Source organism: Dulcicalothrix desertica PCC 7102 (assembly GCF_003991905.1).
GTDB classification, from domain to species: Bacteria; Cyanobacteriota; Cyanobacteriia; order Cyanobacteriales; family Nostocaceae; genus Dulcicalothrix; species Dulcicalothrix desertica.
On the sequence record NZ_RSCL01000016.1, the window covers coordinates 168,834 to 189,667 of the forward strand.

General features: G+C 39.9%; 18 protein-coding genes. 8 read left to right on the plus strand and 10 right to left on the minus strand.

What is annotated here, in order from left to right; all coding sequences use genetic code 11:
- Nucleotides 1-117: 117 nt before the first annotated feature.
- The 6 genes from rsmG to DSM106972_RS30545 all read right to left on the minus strand — a co-directional run bounded on the left by rsmG (nucleotide 118) and on the right by DSM106972_RS30545 (nucleotide 5,258).
- On the minus strand, nucleotides 118-855 hold the full coding sequence (gene rsmG / locus DSM106972_RS30520; RefSeq protein ID WP_170213612.1) for a 16S rRNA (guanine(527)-N(7))-methyltransferase RsmG: 738 nt from the start codon (nucleotides 853-855) through the stop codon (nucleotides 118-120).
- A gap of 283 nt (nucleotides 856-1,138) precedes the next feature.
- Entirely contained in the window at nucleotides 1,139-1,450 is a 312-nt protein-coding gene (locus tag DSM106972_RS30525; RefSeq protein ID WP_127084208.1) for a hypothetical protein, read from the minus strand.
- Between the two features lie 336 nt (nucleotides 1,451-1,786).
- On the minus strand, nucleotides 1,787-3,214 hold the full coding sequence (locus DSM106972_RS30530) for a DUF3370 domain-containing protein (RefSeq protein WP_127084209.1): 1,428 nt from the start codon (nucleotides 3,212-3,214) through the stop codon (nucleotides 1,787-1,789).
- A gap of 140 nt (nucleotides 3,215-3,354) precedes the next feature.
- Nucleotides 3,355-3,786: an NUDIX hydrolase gene (locus DSM106972_RS30535; RefSeq protein WP_127084210.1), complete on the minus strand. Its 432-nt coding sequence runs from the start codon at nucleotides 3,784-3,786 to the stop codon at nucleotides 3,355-3,357.
- A gap of 24 nt (nucleotides 3,787-3,810) precedes the next feature.
- Nucleotides 3,811-4,263 (minus strand): DUF3531 family protein, encoded by a 453-nt coding sequence (locus DSM106972_RS30540; protein ID WP_127084211.1) that lies wholly within the window; start codon nucleotides 4,261-4,263, stop codon nucleotides 3,811-3,813.
- Nucleotides 4,264-4,325: 62 nt separating this feature from the next.
- Nucleotides 4,326-5,258, minus strand: a complete 933-nt coding sequence (locus tag DSM106972_RS30545) for a Sll0314/Alr1548 family TPR repeat-containing protein (RefSeq protein ID WP_127084212.1) — start codon at nucleotides 5,256-5,258, stop codon at nucleotides 4,326-4,328.
- A gap of 297 nt (nucleotides 5,259-5,555) precedes the next feature.
- Here DSM106972_RS30545 and DSM106972_RS30550 point away from each other — a divergent pair, with 297 nt between their 5' ends.
- The 5 genes from DSM106972_RS30550 to DSM106972_RS30570 all read left to right on the plus strand — a co-directional run bounded on the left by DSM106972_RS30550 (nucleotide 5,556) and on the right by DSM106972_RS30570 (nucleotide 11,354).
- Nucleotides 5,556-6,239: an ABC transporter ATP-binding protein gene (locus tag DSM106972_RS30550; RefSeq protein WP_127084213.1), complete on the plus strand. Its 684-nt coding sequence runs from the start codon at nucleotides 5,556-5,558 to the stop codon at nucleotides 6,237-6,239.
- 257 nt (nucleotides 6,240-6,496) lie between these two features.
- Nucleotides 6,497-7,231, plus strand: a complete 735-nt coding sequence (locus tag DSM106972_RS30555) for a phycocyanobilin:ferredoxin oxidoreductase (RefSeq protein ID WP_127084214.1) — start codon at nucleotides 6,497-6,499, stop codon at nucleotides 7,229-7,231.
- Nucleotides 7,232-7,862: 631 nt separating this feature from the next.
- Complete coding sequence (locus DSM106972_RS30560; protein WP_127084215.1) at nucleotides 7,863-9,281, plus strand: HlyD family efflux transporter periplasmic adaptor subunit; 1,419 nt, start codon at nucleotides 7,863-7,865, stop codon at nucleotides 9,279-9,281.
- A gap of 9 nt (nucleotides 9,282-9,290) precedes the next feature.
- Entirely contained in the window at nucleotides 9,291-10,445 is a 1,155-nt protein-coding gene (gene devC / locus DSM106972_RS30565; protein WP_127084216.1) for an ABC transporter permease DevC, read from the plus strand.
- Nucleotides 10,446-10,637: 192 nt separating this feature from the next.
- On the plus strand, nucleotides 10,638-11,354 hold the full coding sequence (locus DSM106972_RS30570; protein ID WP_127084217.1) for a DevA family ABC transporter ATP-binding protein: 717 nt from the start codon (nucleotides 10,638-10,640) through the stop codon (nucleotides 11,352-11,354).
- Between the two features lie 98 nt (nucleotides 11,355-11,452).
- Here DSM106972_RS30570 and DSM106972_RS30575 read toward each other — a convergent pair whose 3' ends face one another.
- Nucleotides 11,453-12,334 (minus strand): hypothetical protein, encoded by an 882-nt coding sequence (locus DSM106972_RS30575; RefSeq protein WP_127084218.1) that lies wholly within the window; start codon nucleotides 12,332-12,334, stop codon nucleotides 11,453-11,455.
- Between the two features lie 98 nt (nucleotides 12,335-12,432).
- Between DSM106972_RS30575 and DSM106972_RS30580 the strand changes: the two genes are divergently transcribed.
- On the plus strand, nucleotides 12,433-13,185 hold the full coding sequence (locus DSM106972_RS30580) for an HAD family hydrolase (RefSeq protein ID WP_127084219.1): 753 nt from the start codon (nucleotides 12,433-12,435) through the stop codon (nucleotides 13,183-13,185).
- A 35-nt stretch (nucleotides 13,186-13,220) separates the two neighbouring features.
- Here the strand turns inward: DSM106972_RS30580 and DSM106972_RS30585 are convergent, their stop codons facing one another.
- Entirely contained in the window at nucleotides 13,221-14,549 is a 1,329-nt protein-coding gene (locus tag DSM106972_RS30585; RefSeq protein WP_127084220.1) for a hemolysin family protein, read from the minus strand.
- Nucleotides 14,550-14,771: 222 nt separating this feature from the next.
- Here DSM106972_RS30585 and mfd point away from each other — a divergent pair, with 222 nt between their 5' ends.
- Together mfd and DSM106972_RS51620 are read left to right on the plus strand one after the other, a co-directional pair.
- Nucleotides 14,772-18,398 (plus strand): transcription-repair coupling factor, encoded by a 3,627-nt coding sequence (gene mfd, locus DSM106972_RS30590; RefSeq protein WP_127084221.1) that lies wholly within the window; start codon nucleotides 14,772-14,774, stop codon nucleotides 18,396-18,398.
- A gap of 53 nt (nucleotides 18,399-18,451) precedes the next feature.
- A complete protein-coding gene (locus DSM106972_RS51620; protein ID WP_158632901.1) occupies nucleotides 18,452-18,628 on the plus strand; it encodes a hypothetical protein in 177 nt (58 codons plus the stop codon).
- A 158-nt stretch (nucleotides 18,629-18,786) separates the two neighbouring features.
- On the opposite strand, the gene DSM106972_RS30595 is transcribed toward DSM106972_RS51620, so the two are convergent.
- Both DSM106972_RS30595 and DSM106972_RS30600 read right to left on the minus strand, forming a co-directional pair.
- On the minus strand, nucleotides 18,787-19,179 hold the full coding sequence (locus DSM106972_RS30595; RefSeq protein ID WP_127084222.1) for a DUF3291 domain-containing protein: 393 nt from the start codon (nucleotides 19,177-19,179) through the stop codon (nucleotides 18,787-18,789).
- 347 nt (nucleotides 19,180-19,526) lie between these two features.
- Complete coding sequence (locus DSM106972_RS30600; RefSeq protein ID WP_127084223.1) at nucleotides 19,527-20,711, minus strand: FAD-dependent oxidoreductase; 1,185 nt, start codon at nucleotides 20,709-20,711, stop codon at nucleotides 19,527-19,529.
- Nucleotides 20,712-20,834 lie beyond the last annotated feature (123 nt).

A 20,834-nucleotide genomic window follows, 5' to 3' on the forward strand; every position in this document is an offset into this window, starting at 1 on the left:
CACTTTAGTTACAAAAAAATTACCCAGCGTGCGTTTCGTCCACCTAGCCACACATGGGATATTCGATGATGTTCAAGGTATTAATAGCTCTATACAGCAGTTAACCTGGCTGCTCGTTCAAAGTGGTCGCTGTGTTGGCACACCTACCGCACGCGGATATTTTGCGGGTGTTTGTGAGACTTTTCGTAAATAAATACAGTGGCGAATGCTATTTGTTAATGGCGTTGTAAATTCTTCTATGTTGTCAATTACACCACCAAGTTCTTCAACTGCATTTTCTAAAGCAAGGTTTTCAGAAGGCGCCCAGGTTCCACGATAAATAACAGCCAAGCCATTTTGTTTAAGCAAAGGCAAAGCATACTCAGCGCAAACTGTCGCAGTAGCAACTGCCCGAATTAAAGCAACATTATACTTTTCACGATAAGTTCGTAGTTGACCTATTTCTTCTGCTCTACCGACAATTGTTTTAACGTTACCCAGGTTTAATTCTGCTGAGGTTTTTTCAAGAAAAGTAATCTTTTTTTGCGTTGAGTCAAGTAAATCAACTGTACAATTGGCTACTGTCATTGCAGTAGGAATACCAGGAAATCCGGCGCCTGTACCTATATCAATTACAGCTAACTTCTTATTTGCTCCTAAAAACTGTTTAATTCCCCGTAAAGAATCCCATAAATGTTTTTCCCAAAATTCTTGTGGGTCAGTAATACGGGTAAGGTTAAGTTGTTTATTACCGATAACAATTAATTCATACAACTGCTGAAACAGTGATTGTTGTTGAGCGTCAGGTTGCCAACCAAGGGTCTGCTGCCAAATATCAGTCATTTCTGGCAATTTAGGCAAAGTTAAGTCATCCACAAGCTAAAAATAAACGAGAAGTAACGCACTTACGTACATATAAATATAAAGTAGGGTGCGGCTAGCCAATCTTACCATCTAAGGTAGTGAGTAATACTTTATTAAATGTGATGGTGCCTGGATAAATAATCGTAGGACAGGTACATCTTACTCAACTTGCTTCAATTTAGCTCGCAAAATAGCTTCTACCTCACTTTCTGGATTTGCAAGCTCCTGAAAATGCTCCAGTGTATCGAAAGTTAGTACTTACGCTAACAATAAAACTTGTGTGTTTAGACCTTTGTTAGCTAACTGCATCGACATCTGTAGATAATTCGGCAATGACTTGTCTTAAAGAAATATTTTTACTATGGTCTGATTTTTGGTTTTCAGGCTGTGTTGCAATTTCATTATCAACTTCTTCGAGTGATAAAACGGGCAAGTCGAATGCTTCTCTAAACCATTGAACTAACTGCATTAGTTCTTGAAAAGAGGCGCCGACTATAACTACTGGAGCTTTACTATAGTTTACAATTTTGTTGTCTCTATTATAGAATACTTCGCGAATGGAGTAACGTCCCTGATTATCACGGAAAACCCTATATGTCCAAATCATGATTACTGCCTCTATTGACTACAAAAGCTCATAATCTATACCAGAAGATATTGATGCATTATTACAAATAAATTATATAATAAGCTGTTGAATATATAATCGAATATTCTAAACGTTTCTTCAAGTGTCATGTTGAACGCAGCGAAACATCTTAATATACAATGAGATTTTAGATTCTTCACTACGTTCAGAATGACAATTATTATTCTTACTTTTACTAGAAGACTTTAGATTCTTTGCTACGCTACTAATGACAATTTTACACTTTTAAGAATGTATATAGTTATAAATAAAACTCTTGTGGGATGGGCATCCTTGCCCGTCCCTCCATAAAATTTAATATGCTTTCACTGTCAAAACATGAGGTGGTGTGGAGTCTGGTGGATAAATTAAGTCTACTTGGACTTGGCGCCTACTATTTTTCGCAATTGTTATTTTTACCAATGGTTCTATAATTTGCGCGGTTCGGTGCCAGAGGTGTACGTAGCGAGTTAGTTGTTTGCCTTGGTCATCGGTATATTTGACTCGAACTGTTCCTCTAAAGAATGGAAAATCTAACGAGGGTTTGCGGAAGCGTAAGTTACCTTGAGAAAGTTTGTCTTCTTTTAATGGTGTTTCTAAGGTGATACCTATTGTTTGTGCTTTATTGGTGTTGTTGTGTAATGGCAAGTTTAAATTATATTCAATTCCATAGTTACCGTGTGCTTCGTATGCAGTGTCTGGGTAACGCACTAACATTTTTGCTGTTTGGTTTTGTTCGGTACCTAAACGACCTCCTCGCAATGTCACTAAACCATAAGAAATGCTTTTTCCTGGTTGGGGTATTTTGAGGAGTGTGGAGTTTTTATCAGTGAGTGTTGCTTGCCATTGTGAACCTTGTGATACTCCTGCTACACGTCCATATATTAGTTGTCCACCTGTTGCATCCGGAGGTGTTGGAATTTTGTCACGTGGCCCTGCAAAGTTTCCGGTGTTTAATAAATTTTGCCATTCTGTAAGATTCGGCGCCCGTTCACTGCCATCATTATTTTTACGAGCAAACATTGCCATGCTAGCGGCGTATATTTTGCCACTGCTTTGTAAACGCATAAAGCTAGAGCGTCCATTTACTGGTCTTTCTAGTCCACGCACTGGTATAGAACCATTCATTAACATTCGATATGAACGTGGTGGAATTACTATTTTTGCCGGAAATTCTTTTTGCCGAACTCCACGCAATACATCTGCAACTGCTCTGGCGCCTGGGCCTGAATAAGTTTTGCCGTCGTTGTTTTCAATATATGGAGGTAGAGTTACAAACGGCGCCTCTTGCATTAAGTAACTTGCTGCTTGTAGTACATTAACGGTTACTGGTTTGCTGCTAGGGTTGTGTAATATTACCCCGATATACAGCGTTTGTAAGTCTTTGGGGGTGTGAGTGTAGTGATGCGCGAATAAATCAAAGCGTCCTTGAAATGGATAGTTAAGGTGTGCTGCTGGGGTTGTTTTACCAGTATTGGGGAATGTGGAGAGTAATATTCCTTCTTTTTTTATCCATTCGGGACTGTTACTGTTGAAGACGGGAACTGTATTAAGTTTGCCGGGTAACGCGCGTACTTCTCCCATTTGGAGAATTTCTTGTGGTGCTGGTTTGGTTGGTGTTTGGGCAATTATTGTATTTGTTGTGGTAGCGTGCGCGCATCCAAAGCTAGAAAATATGGGAAATACAGATAAGAGTATTAATATTGGTTTAAATAGTTGTAGCTTATGTAAGCGATTCGACATGAGTAGTTATTATTAAGGAATTATAGGTGTAAATGATGACTATTTAGACCGATAAGTTCCTTTCCTCTCTGTGAACTCTGTGCCTCTGTGGTAAAAAAAGTATATTGACTGCACAGGCAGGATGCCTGTGCTACAAGAGGTTACACAAAATCTAAGAATTGTTCGGGTACTAGTCTTAATTCTCCTGATTTACAGCGATTAATATCAACCCAGACAGCTACTTTTTTACGTTCTCCTTCGGTAAATTCTTGACGTTGAAGCTCGTAATATTTGGGGTCAACAAAATCACATTCGTATAGCTGGATAATTTCATGACCTGGTTTACCGTTGAAGGTAAATAGATTTTCTAAACATCCGAGGTAACGAATATTTTGTAATTCGGCTTGAATTTCTTCTTGAAATTCGCGCTTTAATGCCTCTAAACTAGTTTCGCCAAAGTCAACGCCTCCACCCATTGCACGATAAAATGTATTTTGTTTTACAGGGTCATAGCCTTCGGAAACAAATACTTGATTGGCGCCGTTGCGGATTAAACCGAGAGCGATGAGTCTTATTTCACCTTCTTTATACATTGTTTTGAGATACCAAAATATAAGTTAATTATCATATATGAAAGAAGGGCGGCTTTCGCTGTCTTCGACTGGCCAATCTGAATTTTCTCCACCGATGTATAATTCTTCAATAACTACGTATTCTTCACTGATTTGGGCAAGGGCGTTGATAATAACATCTAGTGCAATAGCATCACTAGTACCTAAATCAAACCAACAGCGTCCCCATTGTCCTTCGTACTCAAATTCACCCATGTTATGCATGAGCGCTTTCAAGCTTTTATCGTAAGCGTCTTGGTCATAGCTCATATAGCTCAGTTCTAAACCAGTGTCCTGAACTTGAAGATTCTCAGCGTTGAAGGCGCCTAATTTACCTAAATAAAACCAAGAACTAAAAGCTTCTTCAACAAATTCTTTCTCGCGTTGTGATGGTACGGTACTAAATTTAAACCAAATCCAAATATCGAAAGGGTTAACCTCACGGAACTGTACAAGCATAAAAGGAAGGGGGAAAGAAGAGAGTCACAATATAATATACTTCCTTCCTTACCTTGCTTATCCTATTTCCCTAAATTAGCTACACTACTATCGGCGTTACGTCGTTCGCGTTCAATTTGCTTGACCAACCCAGACGGAAGCTGAGATTTTCTGGTTAAAGCTTTATCGAACATGCTTACAGCTTCGCGCATCATGGTTGGGTTTTTGTCTTTATTGGCTTTCGCGCGTAAAATCTGTGCCTTCAAATATTGTACTTCTGGATTATCTGGTGTACCCTTTAATGCTCTGTCGGCATATTGAAGCCCTTTATCGTACTGCTTTAAGTCGCGGTAAGCAATGGCAATACCTCTATCTGCCAGATATTGAGGAGCTGCATTTTTTTCTAAACGCTGGATAGCTTGGGATGGGTCGGCAAATGGTAAGTTGACGGCTAACATCAAGTCCATGTAACCCTTCAATAAATTCAACTCTGGGTCTTGCGGTGATATTTTTTCTGCTTTATCTAAAAGATCATACACTTTTCGTAGTCTACTCAAAGCAGCAGGCGCCCCATTCACTGTTCCCTGACGAGTTAAAATAACTGCTCCTCCCAAAAACTCTCCAACTGCTGCGTATAAATTACCACGTAGTGCATCGGTAGAAATTAACTTTTGAGCAGTTTCCAAGGTTTTCTGACTGTAAGTATCAAGCCCAGCAATATCATTATTTGTATACGCCAATGAAGCTTTCATAGCATACGCAAGGGGTTCCGAAGGCTCTGTGGCTATTGCTTTTTGCAAAAAACGGTCGGCAGCTTGATAATCTCCCTGTAAAAAAATAGCTTTAAATGCGGCTTCTGTGTTGTCGCCAATGTTACGCGGTTGAGTCGTTCGGAATGGATCCAAAGCATTGGCGCCTAATGTGCTGCTAAGTGTAACAAATACCGCCAATCCTGCACTTGCGAGTTTTGTTAAATTAAAAGTGTGGATTGATGGATAACAAAACCGTTTGTCCATAAACTTCCTCAGTGATTATACTATTGTAGCTGTCTTATGTGTTACTTATAATCGCAATAACTATCCCCTATTGCCAGCGCACAGGTTGCGTTCGTTGCTCCTACGGTAGCTGACAATGGAGATTTTTTAAGGTTCCCGTTATGAAAGTAGCTATTATAAACATGCTAAGTTTGCCACAATAGAGATGTAACTGATATAAGAATTTTTCCACTAATCAGGGGAATCTTTCGGAACTTTATCGTTGTTCGTAGTGTAGTTAATAAGTAAGTTGCTGCCTTTTTTTGGTAATCTTAACAAATGCTCTATCTCAGAAACCTGACCTATCATCCCACGGCTTGCCCAGACCCAATTCTCAAATCTGTTAACCTAGACCTAGAATCTCAAAAGCTCGGTCTAATTATCGGGCCAAGCGGTTCTGGTAAAAGTACAATGCTCGAAATTTTATCTGGACTCGCCGAACCAACCTCTGGCAAAATGTTTTGGCGCGAACAAGAACTTGTCCCAGAACAGATGCAGCAACTAGCTGGATTAGTATTTCAGTTTCCAGAACGTCACTTTTGTGGTGGGACAATTTTAGAGGAATTGCGGTTAGGACATCCAGAGATAGGTACCGAAAGAGTTAGAGAAGCACTTGTCTCAGTTGGACTAGACCATTTATCGTTATCGACCAAACCACATGCTTTAAGTGGAGGTCAACAAAGGCGCCTAGCACTAGCAGTACAATTAATTCGCCAGCCACATATATTATTATTAGACGAACCTACCGCTGGTTTAGATTGGTCAATGCGGCGCCAGTTAGTAAACCTACTTGCCAAATTAAAACAGCACTGGACACTATTAGTAGTCACACACGATGCAGGTGACATGCTAGAAATAGCAGATTATTGCTGGAATATCAGCCACGGAGAATTAAAATCCATCGACCCCATCGCCTTACAAGCCAAAACCAAACACCCGTTGCCAGTCGTAGGGGCGGGTTAACCAAAATCTTCTACTAACATCAAAATATAACTAAACCCGCCCCAAAACCCGCCCCAAAACCCGCCCCACCAAACGGACGGGTGATTTAATTTACCAAACAAACAATACAAATTCGCCATAGTCAGGCGCCCAAGCAATCCATTTGATTAATAAACATAACTTTACGTTGCGTTGCAGCTAGTTAACACCCTTACTCCAGTGGTACACGTGGGGCAGTACACTGGCAAATAGATAATATTCTTTAATTAAATTAAGATATGTCAAGGACTTCTATGCCCTCAGTGCGTGAGCAACAACACCCACTTATTCGTCAATTAGCTAATTGTATCGAAGAGGTTTGGCAATATAAGCTCGATTTATCGCCTTATACTTTGCCCCCAGAGCTAGGATATGTTGAAGGTAAACTAGAGGGTGAGAAATTGGTGATTGAAAATCGCTGCTATCAAACACCTCAGTTTCGGAAAATTCATCTGGAACTAGCGCGTGTAGGAAACATGCTTGACATTTTACATTGCGTGATGTTTCCTCGCCCTGAGTATAATTTACCAATGTTTGGTTGTGACTTAGTTGGTGGTAGAGGACAAATCAGCGCTGCAATTGTAGACTTGTCACCAGTTAATTCACGCACTTTACCAGAAGCGTACAATAAAGCACTATCATCACTCGAACCTCCAAACTTTTCAAACCCGCGCGAGTTACCCCAATGGGGCGATATATTTTCTGAGTTTTGCACTTTTGTACGTCCCTCTGATGACGGAGAAGAGGAAAAATTTGTATCGCTTGTTCGAGACTTTTTGAACATACACTGTCACTTGGCCGTCAACTCTAAACCTGTTCCACCAGAGCAAGTAACACAAATTCTAGCTGGACAGCGTAATTATTGTACTAAGCAACAGCGAAACGATAAAACCCGTCGAGTGTTGGAAAAAGCTTTTGGTTCTGATTGGGCCGACCATTATATGACTACGGTTCTGTTTGACTTACCAAATTAAAACATAGAAACCTCTAAGAAACCGGGTTTCTACGCAAAATCTTCATTTTTTTACAAGATTTTGGATAAAGAAACCCGGTTTCTGGTTTCTGTTTTATTTGCAACATTATTATTGTATTAATTGTTATTAGGTGTTTTCAGAAAGTCAATTTAATCAAAACAGCGATATATTTTACATTAAAATCAATATTTATCCAATCTTTAAATAAAACGAATAAAATCAATCGAAATCTTGATAATAGATATATAATAGCAAACAACAGTTAGCTCTACATAAAGAAACTGGGTTTCTACGCAATTATTGTTGTTTTTATTACCAGGCAACAACGAAGAAACTCGGTTTATTACAATTTGATTTTATTCAATCTATTATTCAATAACTATGTCAATTATATCATAAGGTTAGCAATGAGCATATTCTCTTTTGAGAGATGATTAAAATTAAAAATAAATCATTACAAAGGTAAGTTATTATTATGCTATTTGTCTCTTAATGTACAGCTATTAATTAATATTTAACTGAAAATAAACATTGCTCAATCAAAATAATTCCATAAGTAAGTAAACAATATAAATAATTTCAAAACCTCTTTACACCTCATATTAACTACCAATTACTAAAAGAGCTAATCATGTCAAGATGGACAGAAGAGTCAGGGACAGAAAGACCTAGAGAACGACGGGAGTATACATGGGGACTTGCTGTAATTGTGCCTTTACTACTTACAGCAGGGGTGTTAACAGTTGCAAAATGGCAGCAGCTTCAAAGCCTTAACAACCCGGCGCCTATTAACAGACCAGTTGCTAACAGCGTTAATGCTGTAGGACGCTTGGAACCGCGCGGTGAAGTGATTAGAGTATCTGCTCCTACTTCTGGAATACAAACCTCAACTCGAGTAGAGCAAATTTTAGTCAGGGAGGGAGAAAGAGTCAAAAAAGACCAAGTACTTGCTGTTTTGGATAACTTTAAGAGTAACCAAGCTGCCTTAGAAGAAGCCAAAGCAAAGCTACTTGAAACTCGTGCCAATTTAGGAAGTGTAAAATCAGGTTCACCTAGAGAACTGCAAGCGCAAAATGCGGTAATCAATCGTTTGCAAGCTCAGTTACGAGGAGAAAGTGAAGCTCAACAAGCTGCTGTTAACCGTTTACAAGCGCAGTTGCAAGGAGAACGTATAGCTACTCAAGCAACTGTAGATAGAATTGCAGCAGAATTACGTGGGCAAACAGATAGTTTAACTGCTACTGTCGCACGTACTCAAGCTGAACAGCGTAACGCTGAAGTTGATTTTGAACGATATGACACTTTATTCCGCGAAGGCGCCATATCAGCACAGGAACGCGACAGAAGAAGATTAGCTGCACAAACAAGTTCTTCACAAGTTACTGAAAGTCAAGCACAACGTCGTCAAGCGATTGCGACTTTACAACAGCAACTAGCTGAAGCGCGTGCAAATCAGGTAAAGACAATTGCAACATTACAACAGCAAATTACCGAAGCAAGAGTGAATCGCGATAAGACTATTGCGACCTTACAAAAGCAAATCGAAGAAGAAAGGTCTAGATTTGGCAAACTCCGCGATGTCGCTCCAAGTAACGTTCAAATTGCTCAAGCTCAAGTCAGTAGTGCAATTGCCAATCAGCGCAGAGCCGAAAACGAACTTAGTCAAAGCTACGTCAAGGCGCCTATTTCTGGAGAAATTCTCAAAATTCACACCAAACCCGGAGAAGTTATGACTTCAAACGGGATAGCAGAAATTGGACGTACTGATGAAATGTTAGTTGTAGCTGAAATACCAGAAGACAATATTGGTAAAGTTCGACTCGGACAAAAAGCAACAATTAGTAGCGAGAACGGCGCCTTCAACGGACAGCTACAAGGTACTGTGACTGAAATTGGTCGAAAAGTTGGTAAAAGAGACGTACTCAACACAGACCCAGCAGCAGATATTGACGCTAGAGTTGTTGAAGTCAAAATTTCCTTACCCCGTGAAGATAGCGAACGAGTATCTGGTCTAACATTCGCAAAAGTTCTTGTTGAAATTGGAATTTAAAGAGTCAAAATGTTGCGTAAAATCCCTTTAGCTTGGTTACAACTTACTCGTGAGCGAACTCGTCTTTTGATAGCACTTGCGGGAATTGCGTTTGCGGACATTTTAATATTTATGCAGCTTGGTTTTCAGGACTCTTTGTATTATAGTAACGTTCGCTTTCACGCCAGCTTACAGGGAGATGTTGTATTAATTAGTAATCAATCGAGTTCTTTAATCTCGATGAAAAACTTTTCGCAGCGTCGTTTATATCAAGCTTTAAATTTTAAAGAAGTCGAATCGGTTCATCCTATTTATTTAGATTTTACCAGTTTTAGAAATCCTGTAACTGGTTTCCCTCGTAATATATTTGTCATGGGCACTAATCCGCAATCGAATATATTTGATATTCCTGGGGTTGCTGAAAATCTTGATAAACTAAATTTACCTGATGTAATTTTATATGACCGTGCGTCACGCTCAGAATTTGGACCCATTGCTCAAAAATTTGATGCGGGTGAAACTGTTACAGCAGAAGTCAGATTACGACGTATCCGAGTTGTTGGGTTATTTACGTTAGGCGCCTCGTTTGGTGCAGATGGAAATATTATTACTAGTGATATTAATTTCTTAAGGATTTTTAACAATCATCAACAAGGTTTAATCGAAGTTGGATTAATTAAATTAAAACCCGGCGCCGATGCCAATGCTTTTGCTCAAAAATTAAGAAAGTATCTAACCCAAGAAGTCAATGTCATGACAAAACAACAGTATATTGACTTTGAGCGCAATTATTGGGCAAGTAATACAGCTATTGGCTTTATCTTTACACTCGGCGCCATTATGGGCTTTATAGTAGGAATCGTGATTGTTTATCAGATTCTTTATACTGAGGTTAATGACCATTTATCTGAGTACGCAACACTAAAAGCGATTGGTTACACGCATAAATATTTACTCAGAGTAATTTTACAAGAATCTTTACTTTTAGCTGTTCTAGGTTACTTCCCTGGACTATTTGTAACTCTATTTTTATATCAAAAAGCACGCGAAGCAACTTTGCTACCTGTGTTTATGAATTTTTCTCGTGCCGTCATAGTATTAGTTTTAACAATTATTATGTGTTATATTTCCGGTGTCATAGCTGTTAAAAAACTAAATGCGGCTGACCCGGCTGATATTTTTTAATTAATTAGTAATCATTAATATTGTTGCAAATAATGCAAAACCAATGCCAATAAAGAGTAAAAATCTTAATCAGGACTTAGAAACCGGGTTTCTTCGTTGAGATATTGTAATAATCATGACGATTTTGCTCCCGAAACCCGGTTTCTTTACGTAACTACTCGCTTCAGTTGTCACAGCTTTCAAATATTATTTATGACCAGAACAGAGCCAGTAATTTCCATAAAACATCTTAACCATTATTATGGCAAAGGCGCCTTAAAAAGACAAATATTATTCGATATTAATTTTGATGTTTATCCTGGGGAAATAGTAATTATGACTGGACCCAGTGGTTCAGGTAAAACTACTTTGCTCAGTTTAATTGGTGGCTTGCGCTCAGTTCAAGAAGGCAGCTTACAATTATTAAGTCATGAATTATACCGAGCTAATCAAAAAAAGCTAGTTAACATTCGACGTAATATTGGCTTTATCTTTCAAGCGCATAACTTACTAGGATTTTTGACCGCTCGACAAAATGTACAAATGGCTGTGGAGTTGAATGATAATATTTCTCAACATGAAGCAATACGAATGTCAGAAGCGATGTTGAAAGCAGTTGGTTTAGGCCCAAGAATAAACTACTACCCCGATAATTTATCAGGAGGTCAAAAACAGCGTATAGCAATTGCGCGTGCTTTAGTGAATAATCCAGCGCTGGTGCTAGCAGACGAACCGACAGCAGCATTAGACAGACAATCAGGACGCGACGTTGTGGAATTAATGCAGCGACTAGCAAGAGAGAAAGGAACTTCAATTATGTTAGTTACCCACGACAACCGAATTTTAGACATCGCTGACCGCATTATTAACATGGAAGATGGTGTCTTAGAGAGTGATTCTCAAAATGTACTTGTAAAAAGCTACGACTAGCACTCATCACTCATCACTCATTACTCAGCACTCAGTACTCAGCACTCAGTACTCATTACTTAATTGGTAGATGCACTTATTTATTTAGATTTACTGGTTTACCTTGTGTTATGTCCTTGCTTAGGTGATTTTACTCCTTGTGTACGACCTGGTAGGGTATTTTCTGGTGTAGGGGTTGGCATACCATTGGCTTGACGACTAGTGCGAAAAGTAACGTTTACACCTTCGTTCGATTGTTCGAGAACGAGCAAAGGTGTAGGTTTTGCTTTTTGATCCCAGTGCATAAAGGCAATTCGACCCTGAATTGTTGGTTGCCAAGTATCGTGGTCTTCCGCAGGACTAAGATAAGTTTCTATACAATCAATAATTTGACTAATAGTGGCAGAAGTTGCCTGGGTAGGTAGCTTCATTAGTCTAATTTGAATGCGGAATAAGACTCGTTTGATGATGTTGGGAGCAGTACCTATTTCATGCTCAACATCAAAAATCTCATCCACCTGGCGCCCATTACTATTGGCAATACCAACAACCCCAGTGTTCGTTTGAGATGGACGTAATGCTTGTGTAATCTTATCTTTTACTTTAATTTTAACTTGGTTAACAATTGCAAAGTGGAACACCTCTTCAGCCATCCGCATACGCAAATAGTCGAGGTTAAACTCGCGCGAGTTGATTAAATCAGGGTTTGTTTCCATTTTGCGAATAGTTTCGAGAGCTAACTTTAGCTTTTTTTCAAATTCGCTGGTTCGGAACTTTTCAAACCTGATTCTTTTGTTTAGCTTATCGCTTTGCATCTTGGTGTATATTGCTGCCGCAACTAACAACACCAAAAGTACGCCAGATGTAACCATCCATATCGATGGTGCTTCTGAGTTTTCAGCAGCAGCGATGTTTGCTTGACTAGTTTGAGTCGTTTGTGTTGTTGAAGTTACCTTTTTAGGTTTTGACCCTGTTTGAGCTATAAAAACTGGTGTTGACATAATAGATAAGCATAAATTTTACCTCTCTCGTTTAGGATGCCCAAATTCGCAGTATGATTTTTGCGTGTAAACATTGAATCTATGAAATTTTTGAAACCATGCCAAATTCCTTGAATTTGAGTCAAATTCGTCTCATTGCTACGGATATGGATGGGACTTTAACGGTATCTAATAAATTTACAAGCTTGCTCTTACAGGGATTGGAAGATTTGAAAGAGAGTAGCACTAAAGTGCTTATTACGACAGGGCGCAGTGCGGGTTGGGTAAGTGGAATAGCGCATTATCTGCCCATAGTAGGTGCTATTGCTGAAAACGGTGGATTATTTTACTCGTGTAATAGTGAGGCGCCAATATATTTAACGCCTATTTCGGATATAATTACTCATCGTCAGCAATTAGCGGCTACTTTTGAGCATTTAAAGCTAAAATTCCCCAAAATTCAAGAATCTGCTGACAACCGTTTCCGTATAACTGACTGGACTTTTGATGTTGCTGGACTAACTTTAGACGAAATCAAAACGTTGGCAAATCTGACTCAAACAATGGGTTGGGGATTTACCTACAGTAATGTACAGTGCCATATAAAACCGCAAGGACAAGACAAAGCAGTTGGACTATTAAAAGTTCTGCAAGAATATTTTCCTGAAATTACACTCGAACAAGTAGTAACAGTTGGTGATAGTCCCAACGATGAGAGTTTATTCGACACTACCTACTTCCCCAATTCTTTTGGAGTCGCCAATGTATCACATTATCTTGATACCTTACAGCATAAACCTGCTTACATTACAAGCGGCGCCGAAGGAGAAGGATTTTGCGAACTAGCAAGAATGATATTGCAACGGATGTAACGGATAATTAATATAACCTATCCGTTACATCCGCTTTATCCGTTGCCAGTGTCTGTATCTTCCTTTTTCTCTAGTTTCGGTACAACTAAAACTTTATCAACGCGGTTTCCGTCCATATCCATCACCTCAAATCGCATATTTTGCCATTCAAAATGGTCTGCGGCATTAGGTATACGTCCAAGATGGGTAATAACGAAACCTCCTAAAGTCTGGTAACTACCTCGGTCTTGAGAACGTAATTCCTCAATATCGAATAATTCCATAAATTCATCAACAGCCAACATCCCATCTAGTAACCACGAACCATCTTCACGTCGTATAACTTGAGGGTCATCCTGGTCATCTACAGAGGGAACGTCGCCAACAATTTCGATTAAAATATCATTGAGCGTTACCAATCCCTGAATTACACCGTATTCGTCAACAACTAATGCCATATGCGTTACCGTTTGTTTGAACATTTCTAAGACTTTCAAACCACGAGTGCTTTCTGGCACAAACACAGGTTGACGTAAACCAACGGTTAAATCCATTGGCTGACCAGTGAAACTCCTTGCTAAAAGGTCTGTAACGGGGAGAATACCAAGAACATTATCAAGACCACCTTGGCATACAGGGTATCTAGAATAACCACTTTCAATTATTTTCTGACGATTTTCTTCCGCAGAATCTTCTAATTCCAGCCAAACTATATCTGGACGAGGAGTCATTAAAGCGCTAACTGGACGGTCTCCTAGGCGAAACACCCGTTCTACCATATCTTGTTCAGCTTCTTCAAACGTTCCTTCCTCGGTTCCTTGTTCGATTAAAACGCGAATTTCTTCTTCTGTTACTTGCGGTTCCGTTGATGGTCGCATTCCTAATAGCCGTAGCACTGCATTAGTAGAAGCACTTAAAAGGTAAACTACTGGTGTAGTCAGCTTCGATAGCATCTGCATTGGAATAGCCATTATTGAGGCTATTGACTCAGGATTGTTTAGTGCTAAACGTTTTGGCACTAACTCACCCAAAATCAGCGTTATGTATGTAATGATGACGATAGCTAATACTTTTGCTAACTGCTCTCTGTATGTTGGCGACAGTGCTACTGAATTTAGAATAGGCGATAGTCGCTTCGCTATGGCTTCTTCTGCATAGGCGCCTGTAAGAATAGTTAGCAGTGTAATACCAATTTGGACAGTTCCCAGAAACTCGTTAGGTGAAGAAGCCAAACTCAACGCGACACGCGCTTTAGTATCACCCCGTTCGGCAAGCTGCTGCAAGCGGACTTTACGCGCAGAAACAATCGCCAACTCAGACATGACAAACAAACCGTTGGCGAGGACTAATAGAAAGATTATTAGAATTTCGACTGTTGGAGACATTATAATAATTGCCGAAGACAACGGCAGACCCTGCTTAAGTTTAAATTTTTTGGTATCTAGTATTCAAGGTTATTTGATAAAACACCTGTCAGGTAAAATGTTAACACCGTAATCGCTACTTACTCCCCGCACTTAAGGCAACAGTCTTCTAAAATAGTTTGAAGTAGGCACTACATATTTGATTGTGCTTTAAAATGAGTTGCACGCCCAAGTTTAACAAATATGACATTTTCCTCCATCGTGCGCGCGCTGGGACGCTTACCTCTCACATCTGAACTTATTACTAAGTTAAATCGACAAGAAGATTTATATTTAAGTGGTATTCCTCGTCTACCCAAAGGTCTAGTTACTTCTGCCTTGGCAAGAACCGAAGGGCAGAATTTGTGCGTGGTGTGTGCGACTTTAGAAGAAGCTGGACGCTGGACAGCACAACTCGAAGCGATGGGATGGAGAAATGTGCTTTTTTACCCAACTTCTGAAGCATCACCATACGAACCATTTGACCCCGAAACCGAGATGACGTGGGGACAAATGCAAGTTTTAGCTGATTTAGTCAAAGATAAAGGAGAACAGACGAACCAAATTGCAATTGTCGCGACTGTTGGAGCGTTACAGCCACATTTACCACCTCGTGAAGCATTTCAACCTTTTTGTTTAACTATAAAGCCAGGAAGCGAGATTGATTTAGATGAATTTGGCGAACAAGTTACAAAACAAGGTTACGAACGGGTTGCTTTAGTTGAAACAGAAGGGCAATGGAGTCGGCGCGGTGATATTGTTGACGTGTTCCCAGTATCATCAGAATTACCAGTGCGCTTAGAATGGTTCGGCGATGAAATAGAGCAAATTCGCGAATTTGACCCCGCTACACAGCGTTCTGCACTCGATAAAGTTCCAGAACTAGTTTTAACGCCAACAAATTTTAGTGTTATTTTTACCGAAGCTCTTAACAATAGTGCTGAGTATAAAGTGCTGAGTGCTGAGTTGGAGAAAGACTCAGCACTTAGTACTCACCACTCATCACTCATAGAAGGAAGTCGTAGATTTTTGGGTTTGGCTTATGACAAACCAGCATCTTTATTAGATTACTTACCGAAAAATACCTTTATAACTATCGACGAACCCGAACAGTGTTATGCACATAGTGACCGTTGGGTAGAAAATGCTGAAGAACAGTGGCAACAATTAGTTCATGGAAAATTGGAACTGGAAAACGAAGACGAAGAAAACGATATAGAAAACACCTCTCCCTCTCTTCCCGCACTCAGCACTCAACACTCAGCACTCAGCACTCAGCACTCAGCACTCAACACTCAGCACTCAGCACTCCTAAAAATTCATAAGGAATTTGGCGAGTGTTTACTTGCTGCTTCTGCTTTTAAACTAATTTACTTATCGGAACTAGCAGAAACTATTATTACTGAGCAAGGTAATCAATCTGGACTAAACCTTGCTAGTCGTCCGGTTCCTGTAACTCCGCACCAATTTTCTAAAATAGCCGAGACTATAAGGCAAGAACGTGACCGCAATTTCTCTGTGTGGGTTATTTCAGCACAACCGAGCCGTTCCGTATCTTTACTACAAGAGCATGATTGTCCAGCGCAGTTTATTCCTAACCCGAATGATTTTCAAGCTATAGAAAAACTACAAACAAATCACACACCGGTTGCACTCAAATATTCTGGACTCGCTGAACTTGAAGGGTTTGTGCTGCCAACGTACCGAATGGTCATTATTACTGACCGTGAGTTTTATGGGCAGCACTCACTTGCAACTCCTAGCTATGTTCGTAAAAGGCGCCAAGCTACTTCTAAGCAAGTTGATTTAAACAAGCTACGTCCAGGTGATTATGTAGTACACCGTAATCATGGTGTAGGAAAGTTTCAGAAGCTAGAGAGTTTAACGCTGAATGAGGAAACGCGCGATTATTTAGTTATACAGTATGCCGATGGATTGTTACGTGTAGCTGCTGACCAAGTAGGCGCCCTTTCAAGGTTCCGCGCGACTACTAACAAGGTGCCTGAACTCAATAAAATGACGGGTAAGGCATGGGAGAATACTAAAAACAAAGTTCGCAAAGCCATTAAAAAGCTAGCGGTTGATTTGTTGAAGTTATATGCAGCAAGGTCACAGCAACAAGGATTTTCTTTTCCCCAAGATATGCCTTGGCAAGAAGAAATGGAAGATTCTTTCCCTTATCAACCTACACCCGACCAGCTTAAAGCTACCCAAGATGTGAAACGAGATATGGAAAGTGACCGACCGATGGATAGGTTGGTATGTGGGGATGTGGGTTTTGGTAAAACCGAGGTAGCTATTCGCGCGATATTTAAAGCTGTCACCGCAGGCAAACAAGTGGCACTTCTGGCGCCTACTACTATCTTGACGCAGCAACACTACCACACTCTTAAAGAACGCTTTTCGCCTTATCCTATTAATGTAGGTTTACTCAACCGTTTTCGTTCTGCTTCCGAACGTCGCGAAATTATAAAGCGCCTTGCCACAGGAGAGCTTGATATTGTAGTTGGCACACACCAGCTTTTAAGTAAAGAAATTAGTGTTAAAGATTTAGGGCTTTTAGTCGTAGACGAAGAACAACGCTTTGGGGTGAACCAAAAAGAGAAAATAAAAAGTCTTAAAACTCAAGTTGACGTACTCACCCTTTCAGCAACACCTATTCCCCGGACGTTATATATGTCACTTTCGGGAATTCGGGAAATGAGTTTGATTACCACTCCACCACCTTCTCGGCGCCCAATTAAAACCCACTTGGCGCCACGTACCGCTGAATCAGTACGTGCTGCTATTCGTCAAGAACTTGACAGAGGCGGACAAATATTCTACGTAGTTCCACGAGTAGAAGGAATTGAAGAAACCGCTATTTCTCTACGCGAAATGGCAGGAGGCGCCAGAATAGCCATAGCTCACGGACAAATGGACGAAAGCGATTTAGAATCAACGATGCTGACATTTAGCAACGGTGAAGCTGATATTCTGGTTTGTACCACTATTATTGAGTCGGGGTTAGATATTCCGCGCGTTAATACAATTTTGATAGAAGATGCCCACCGTTTTGGTTTAGCACAGCTTTATCAATTACGTGGACGGGTAGGACGTGCGGGTATCCAAGCACACGCATGGCTATTTTATCCACAGCAACGTGTATTGTCAGATGCAGCACGGCAAAGACTACGCGCTATCCAAGAATTTACACAGCTAGGTTCTGGGTATCAATTGGCGATGCGTGATATGGAAATTCGCGGTGTTGGAAATTTATTAGGCGCCGAACAGTCAGGACAAATGGATGTAATAGGCTTCGATTTATACATGGAAATGCTCGAAGAAGCCATCCGTGAAATACGCGGTCAAGAAATACCCAAAGTTGAAGACACACAAATTGACCTTAACCTCACTGCGTTTATTCCTGCTGACTACATAACCGACCTCGACCAAAAGATGAGCGCATACCGCTTTGTTGCATCAGCAAAATCAAAATACGAACTCACACAAATTGCTGCTGAATGGAACGACCGTTACGGTACTATTCCCAAACCAGCTTTGCAGTTACTAAAGGTAATGGAACTTAAACAACTAGCTAAAAATCTTGGCTTTAGTCGCATTAAACCCGAAAATAAACAGCACGTTGTTCTCGAAACCCCTATGGAAGAACCTGCATGGAACTTATTAGCAGCTAATTTAGCTGAGAATTTACGAACTCGCTTCGTTTATTCCCCAGGTAAAGTCACCGTGCGCGGTTTAGCAACAATGAAAGCTGACCAACAACTCCAAACTCTAATAGATGCTTTCGACAAAATGCAAGGCGCCGTCCCCGAAGCAGCAGTTGTATAAGTTGTAGCACAGGCTTCTAGCCTGTGCAGTCATCATAAAGCTAGACTCATGTCATGCTGAGGAACGAAGCATCTCCAACTGTCATGCCCAGGAACGAAGCATCTCAAACTGTCATGCTAAGGAACGAAGCATCTCCAACTGTCATGCTGAAGAACGAAACATCTCAAACTGTCATGCCCAGGAACGAAGCATCTACAAGATTTTCACGTAATTTCATAGTAAATTTTTAAATCGTTTTAAGTATAAGTATCGTTAGTTATGACAGTCAAGAAAAATTAACCGCTAATATCATGTCCGGGTACATAACCATAATAAAATCCTCCTAGAGACGCGATTAATCGCGTCTCTACAATTTAAATTATGATAACTGTAACGCACCATCAACAGACTACACAACAAGATTTGGCGCCAAATAAGGTTTGACAAAAGTAAAAGATTCAGGTGAGTCACCATGCAAAGCAAGATATTCTAGCTTTGCCTTTCCCTCTTCCACTGTTGGCAAATAACCAGCAGGAACCCACCACATACAAAAATGCTCCCCTTGGTATCTTTCAAACCATTTACGACGTTGAATAAAAAACTCACCATGTAAGCTTTGATAGACATATGCTTTGAGCGACTCTAAACTTTGCCAAACAGATAAATTCACAAGCATTCTAGAGTCAGGGTAAGCTCGAATATCAGTCGCGTTGCCTGAAGATGTTTGTAACCTCCAAACAAAACCTGGACTCTTATCAGCAATTGAGTTTACTTCATCAAGTGCAGTAGCAAACTCAGCCATTAGTGTCAAAAGTTTTGGTGGGTAGGGAGCGCAACGGATACAACGGATTTAACGGATGAGTTATTCGTCAAAAATATAGATTTTGTTATCTAAAATTACTTATCCGTTACATCCGTTAACATCCGTTGCTAATATTTCTACCAACCAAAATTAATGACACGAACCACTATTGGTCTATGTGAAAAGTTTTGGTGTGTTATTTTTTCTTACCTCTTTCTTTGTGTACTTTGTGTCTTTGTGGTTCGTTCCTCTCTCCGTGTACTCTGTGCCTCTGTGGTAAAAAGAATAAGTGACTGCACAGGCTTCTAGCCTGTGCTACAAATTATAAAAATTAATGACACTAAGCACTATATAGTTGGTGGTTGGTAGCTCAAAATCCAATCTTGAAATTCTTCGTTGCTCATTTGTAACTGTTGCAGTACAAGAGAAGGAGATTTTTCTTCCTGAGTTTTATAGTTATCCATTTCAGCCTCAGCGCTACGGTTTTGAATAATTCGCGTGCGGTCGATACGGCGCCGTTCATAATTATTAAAAGCTTCAGATATATTTTTATATTGAGCGAAACACCAAGCAAGTTCACAAACATCTTCAAAGGTAGTATTTGTTCCTTGTGCCAAAGCAGGCGCCATTGGATGTGCAGCATCACCTAATAAAGTAACTCGACCATTACTCCAAGTATCTAAAGGTGGTCTGTCATAAATGGGTGCTTCCAAAATTCTTTCAGAAGGTGTCATTTCTACAAGTTGTTGTAATGGTTTTCCCCAATGAGCAATTTTACTCAAAACCTCAGATTTCGCTACATCTAAATTTGGAGAAAGAAAAAAATTTGGTAATAGCTGCCGATACAACCAAGAAAAATAACCATTACCTAAGTTTAGCAAGAACATAAATTCTCTACTACTTCTGACAACTCCAAGTTCACCTGGGTTTAATAACTGTTGGTCGCATTTAATAACCGCGCGCCAAGACATACTACCTAAGTAACGAGCTTTACCGTCCTTAAAAAGAGTTTCTCTAACAGCAGAGTTTATACCATCGGCGCCTATTAACAAATCGGCACGTACTTTCTTATCATCATCAAAATATATATCTACACCATTATCATCCTGTGTAAAACCGATACAACGATGATTGAGATGAATATTATTCTCTGGAACTTTTGATACCAAAACTTGCTGTAGATGCCACCACCAAACAGTTATCAGTGGTAAACCGTATTTATCTTGATATCTAGCGGTTTTATTTGTTCTTATTGTTTCACCCTGATTATTTTTTAAAACACTTTGACTAACCTCACAACCAGAGTTTTTAATTAAAGACACAATTCCCGGTTCTATTGCATCAAGGCATTTTAAGCCATTTGGCAGCAAACCAAAACCACCACCAACTGGACGAAAATCTTTAGCTTTCTCATAAACTTGCACATCATATCCAAGTTTTCTCAGGGCAATAGCACAAGCCAAACCCCCAAGACCGGCACCAACAATCGCAATTTTGTTAACTTGGATTGCTTCTTGCGTATTTGTATACATATTTATATTATTTGTTGATTGAAATCAACTTTTTTTATGCTCAAGCCATTTTAGCAGCATAGATGCTAATACCGCACGATAAAAAACTCATCCGTTACATCCGTTACATCCGTTGCCAACTCT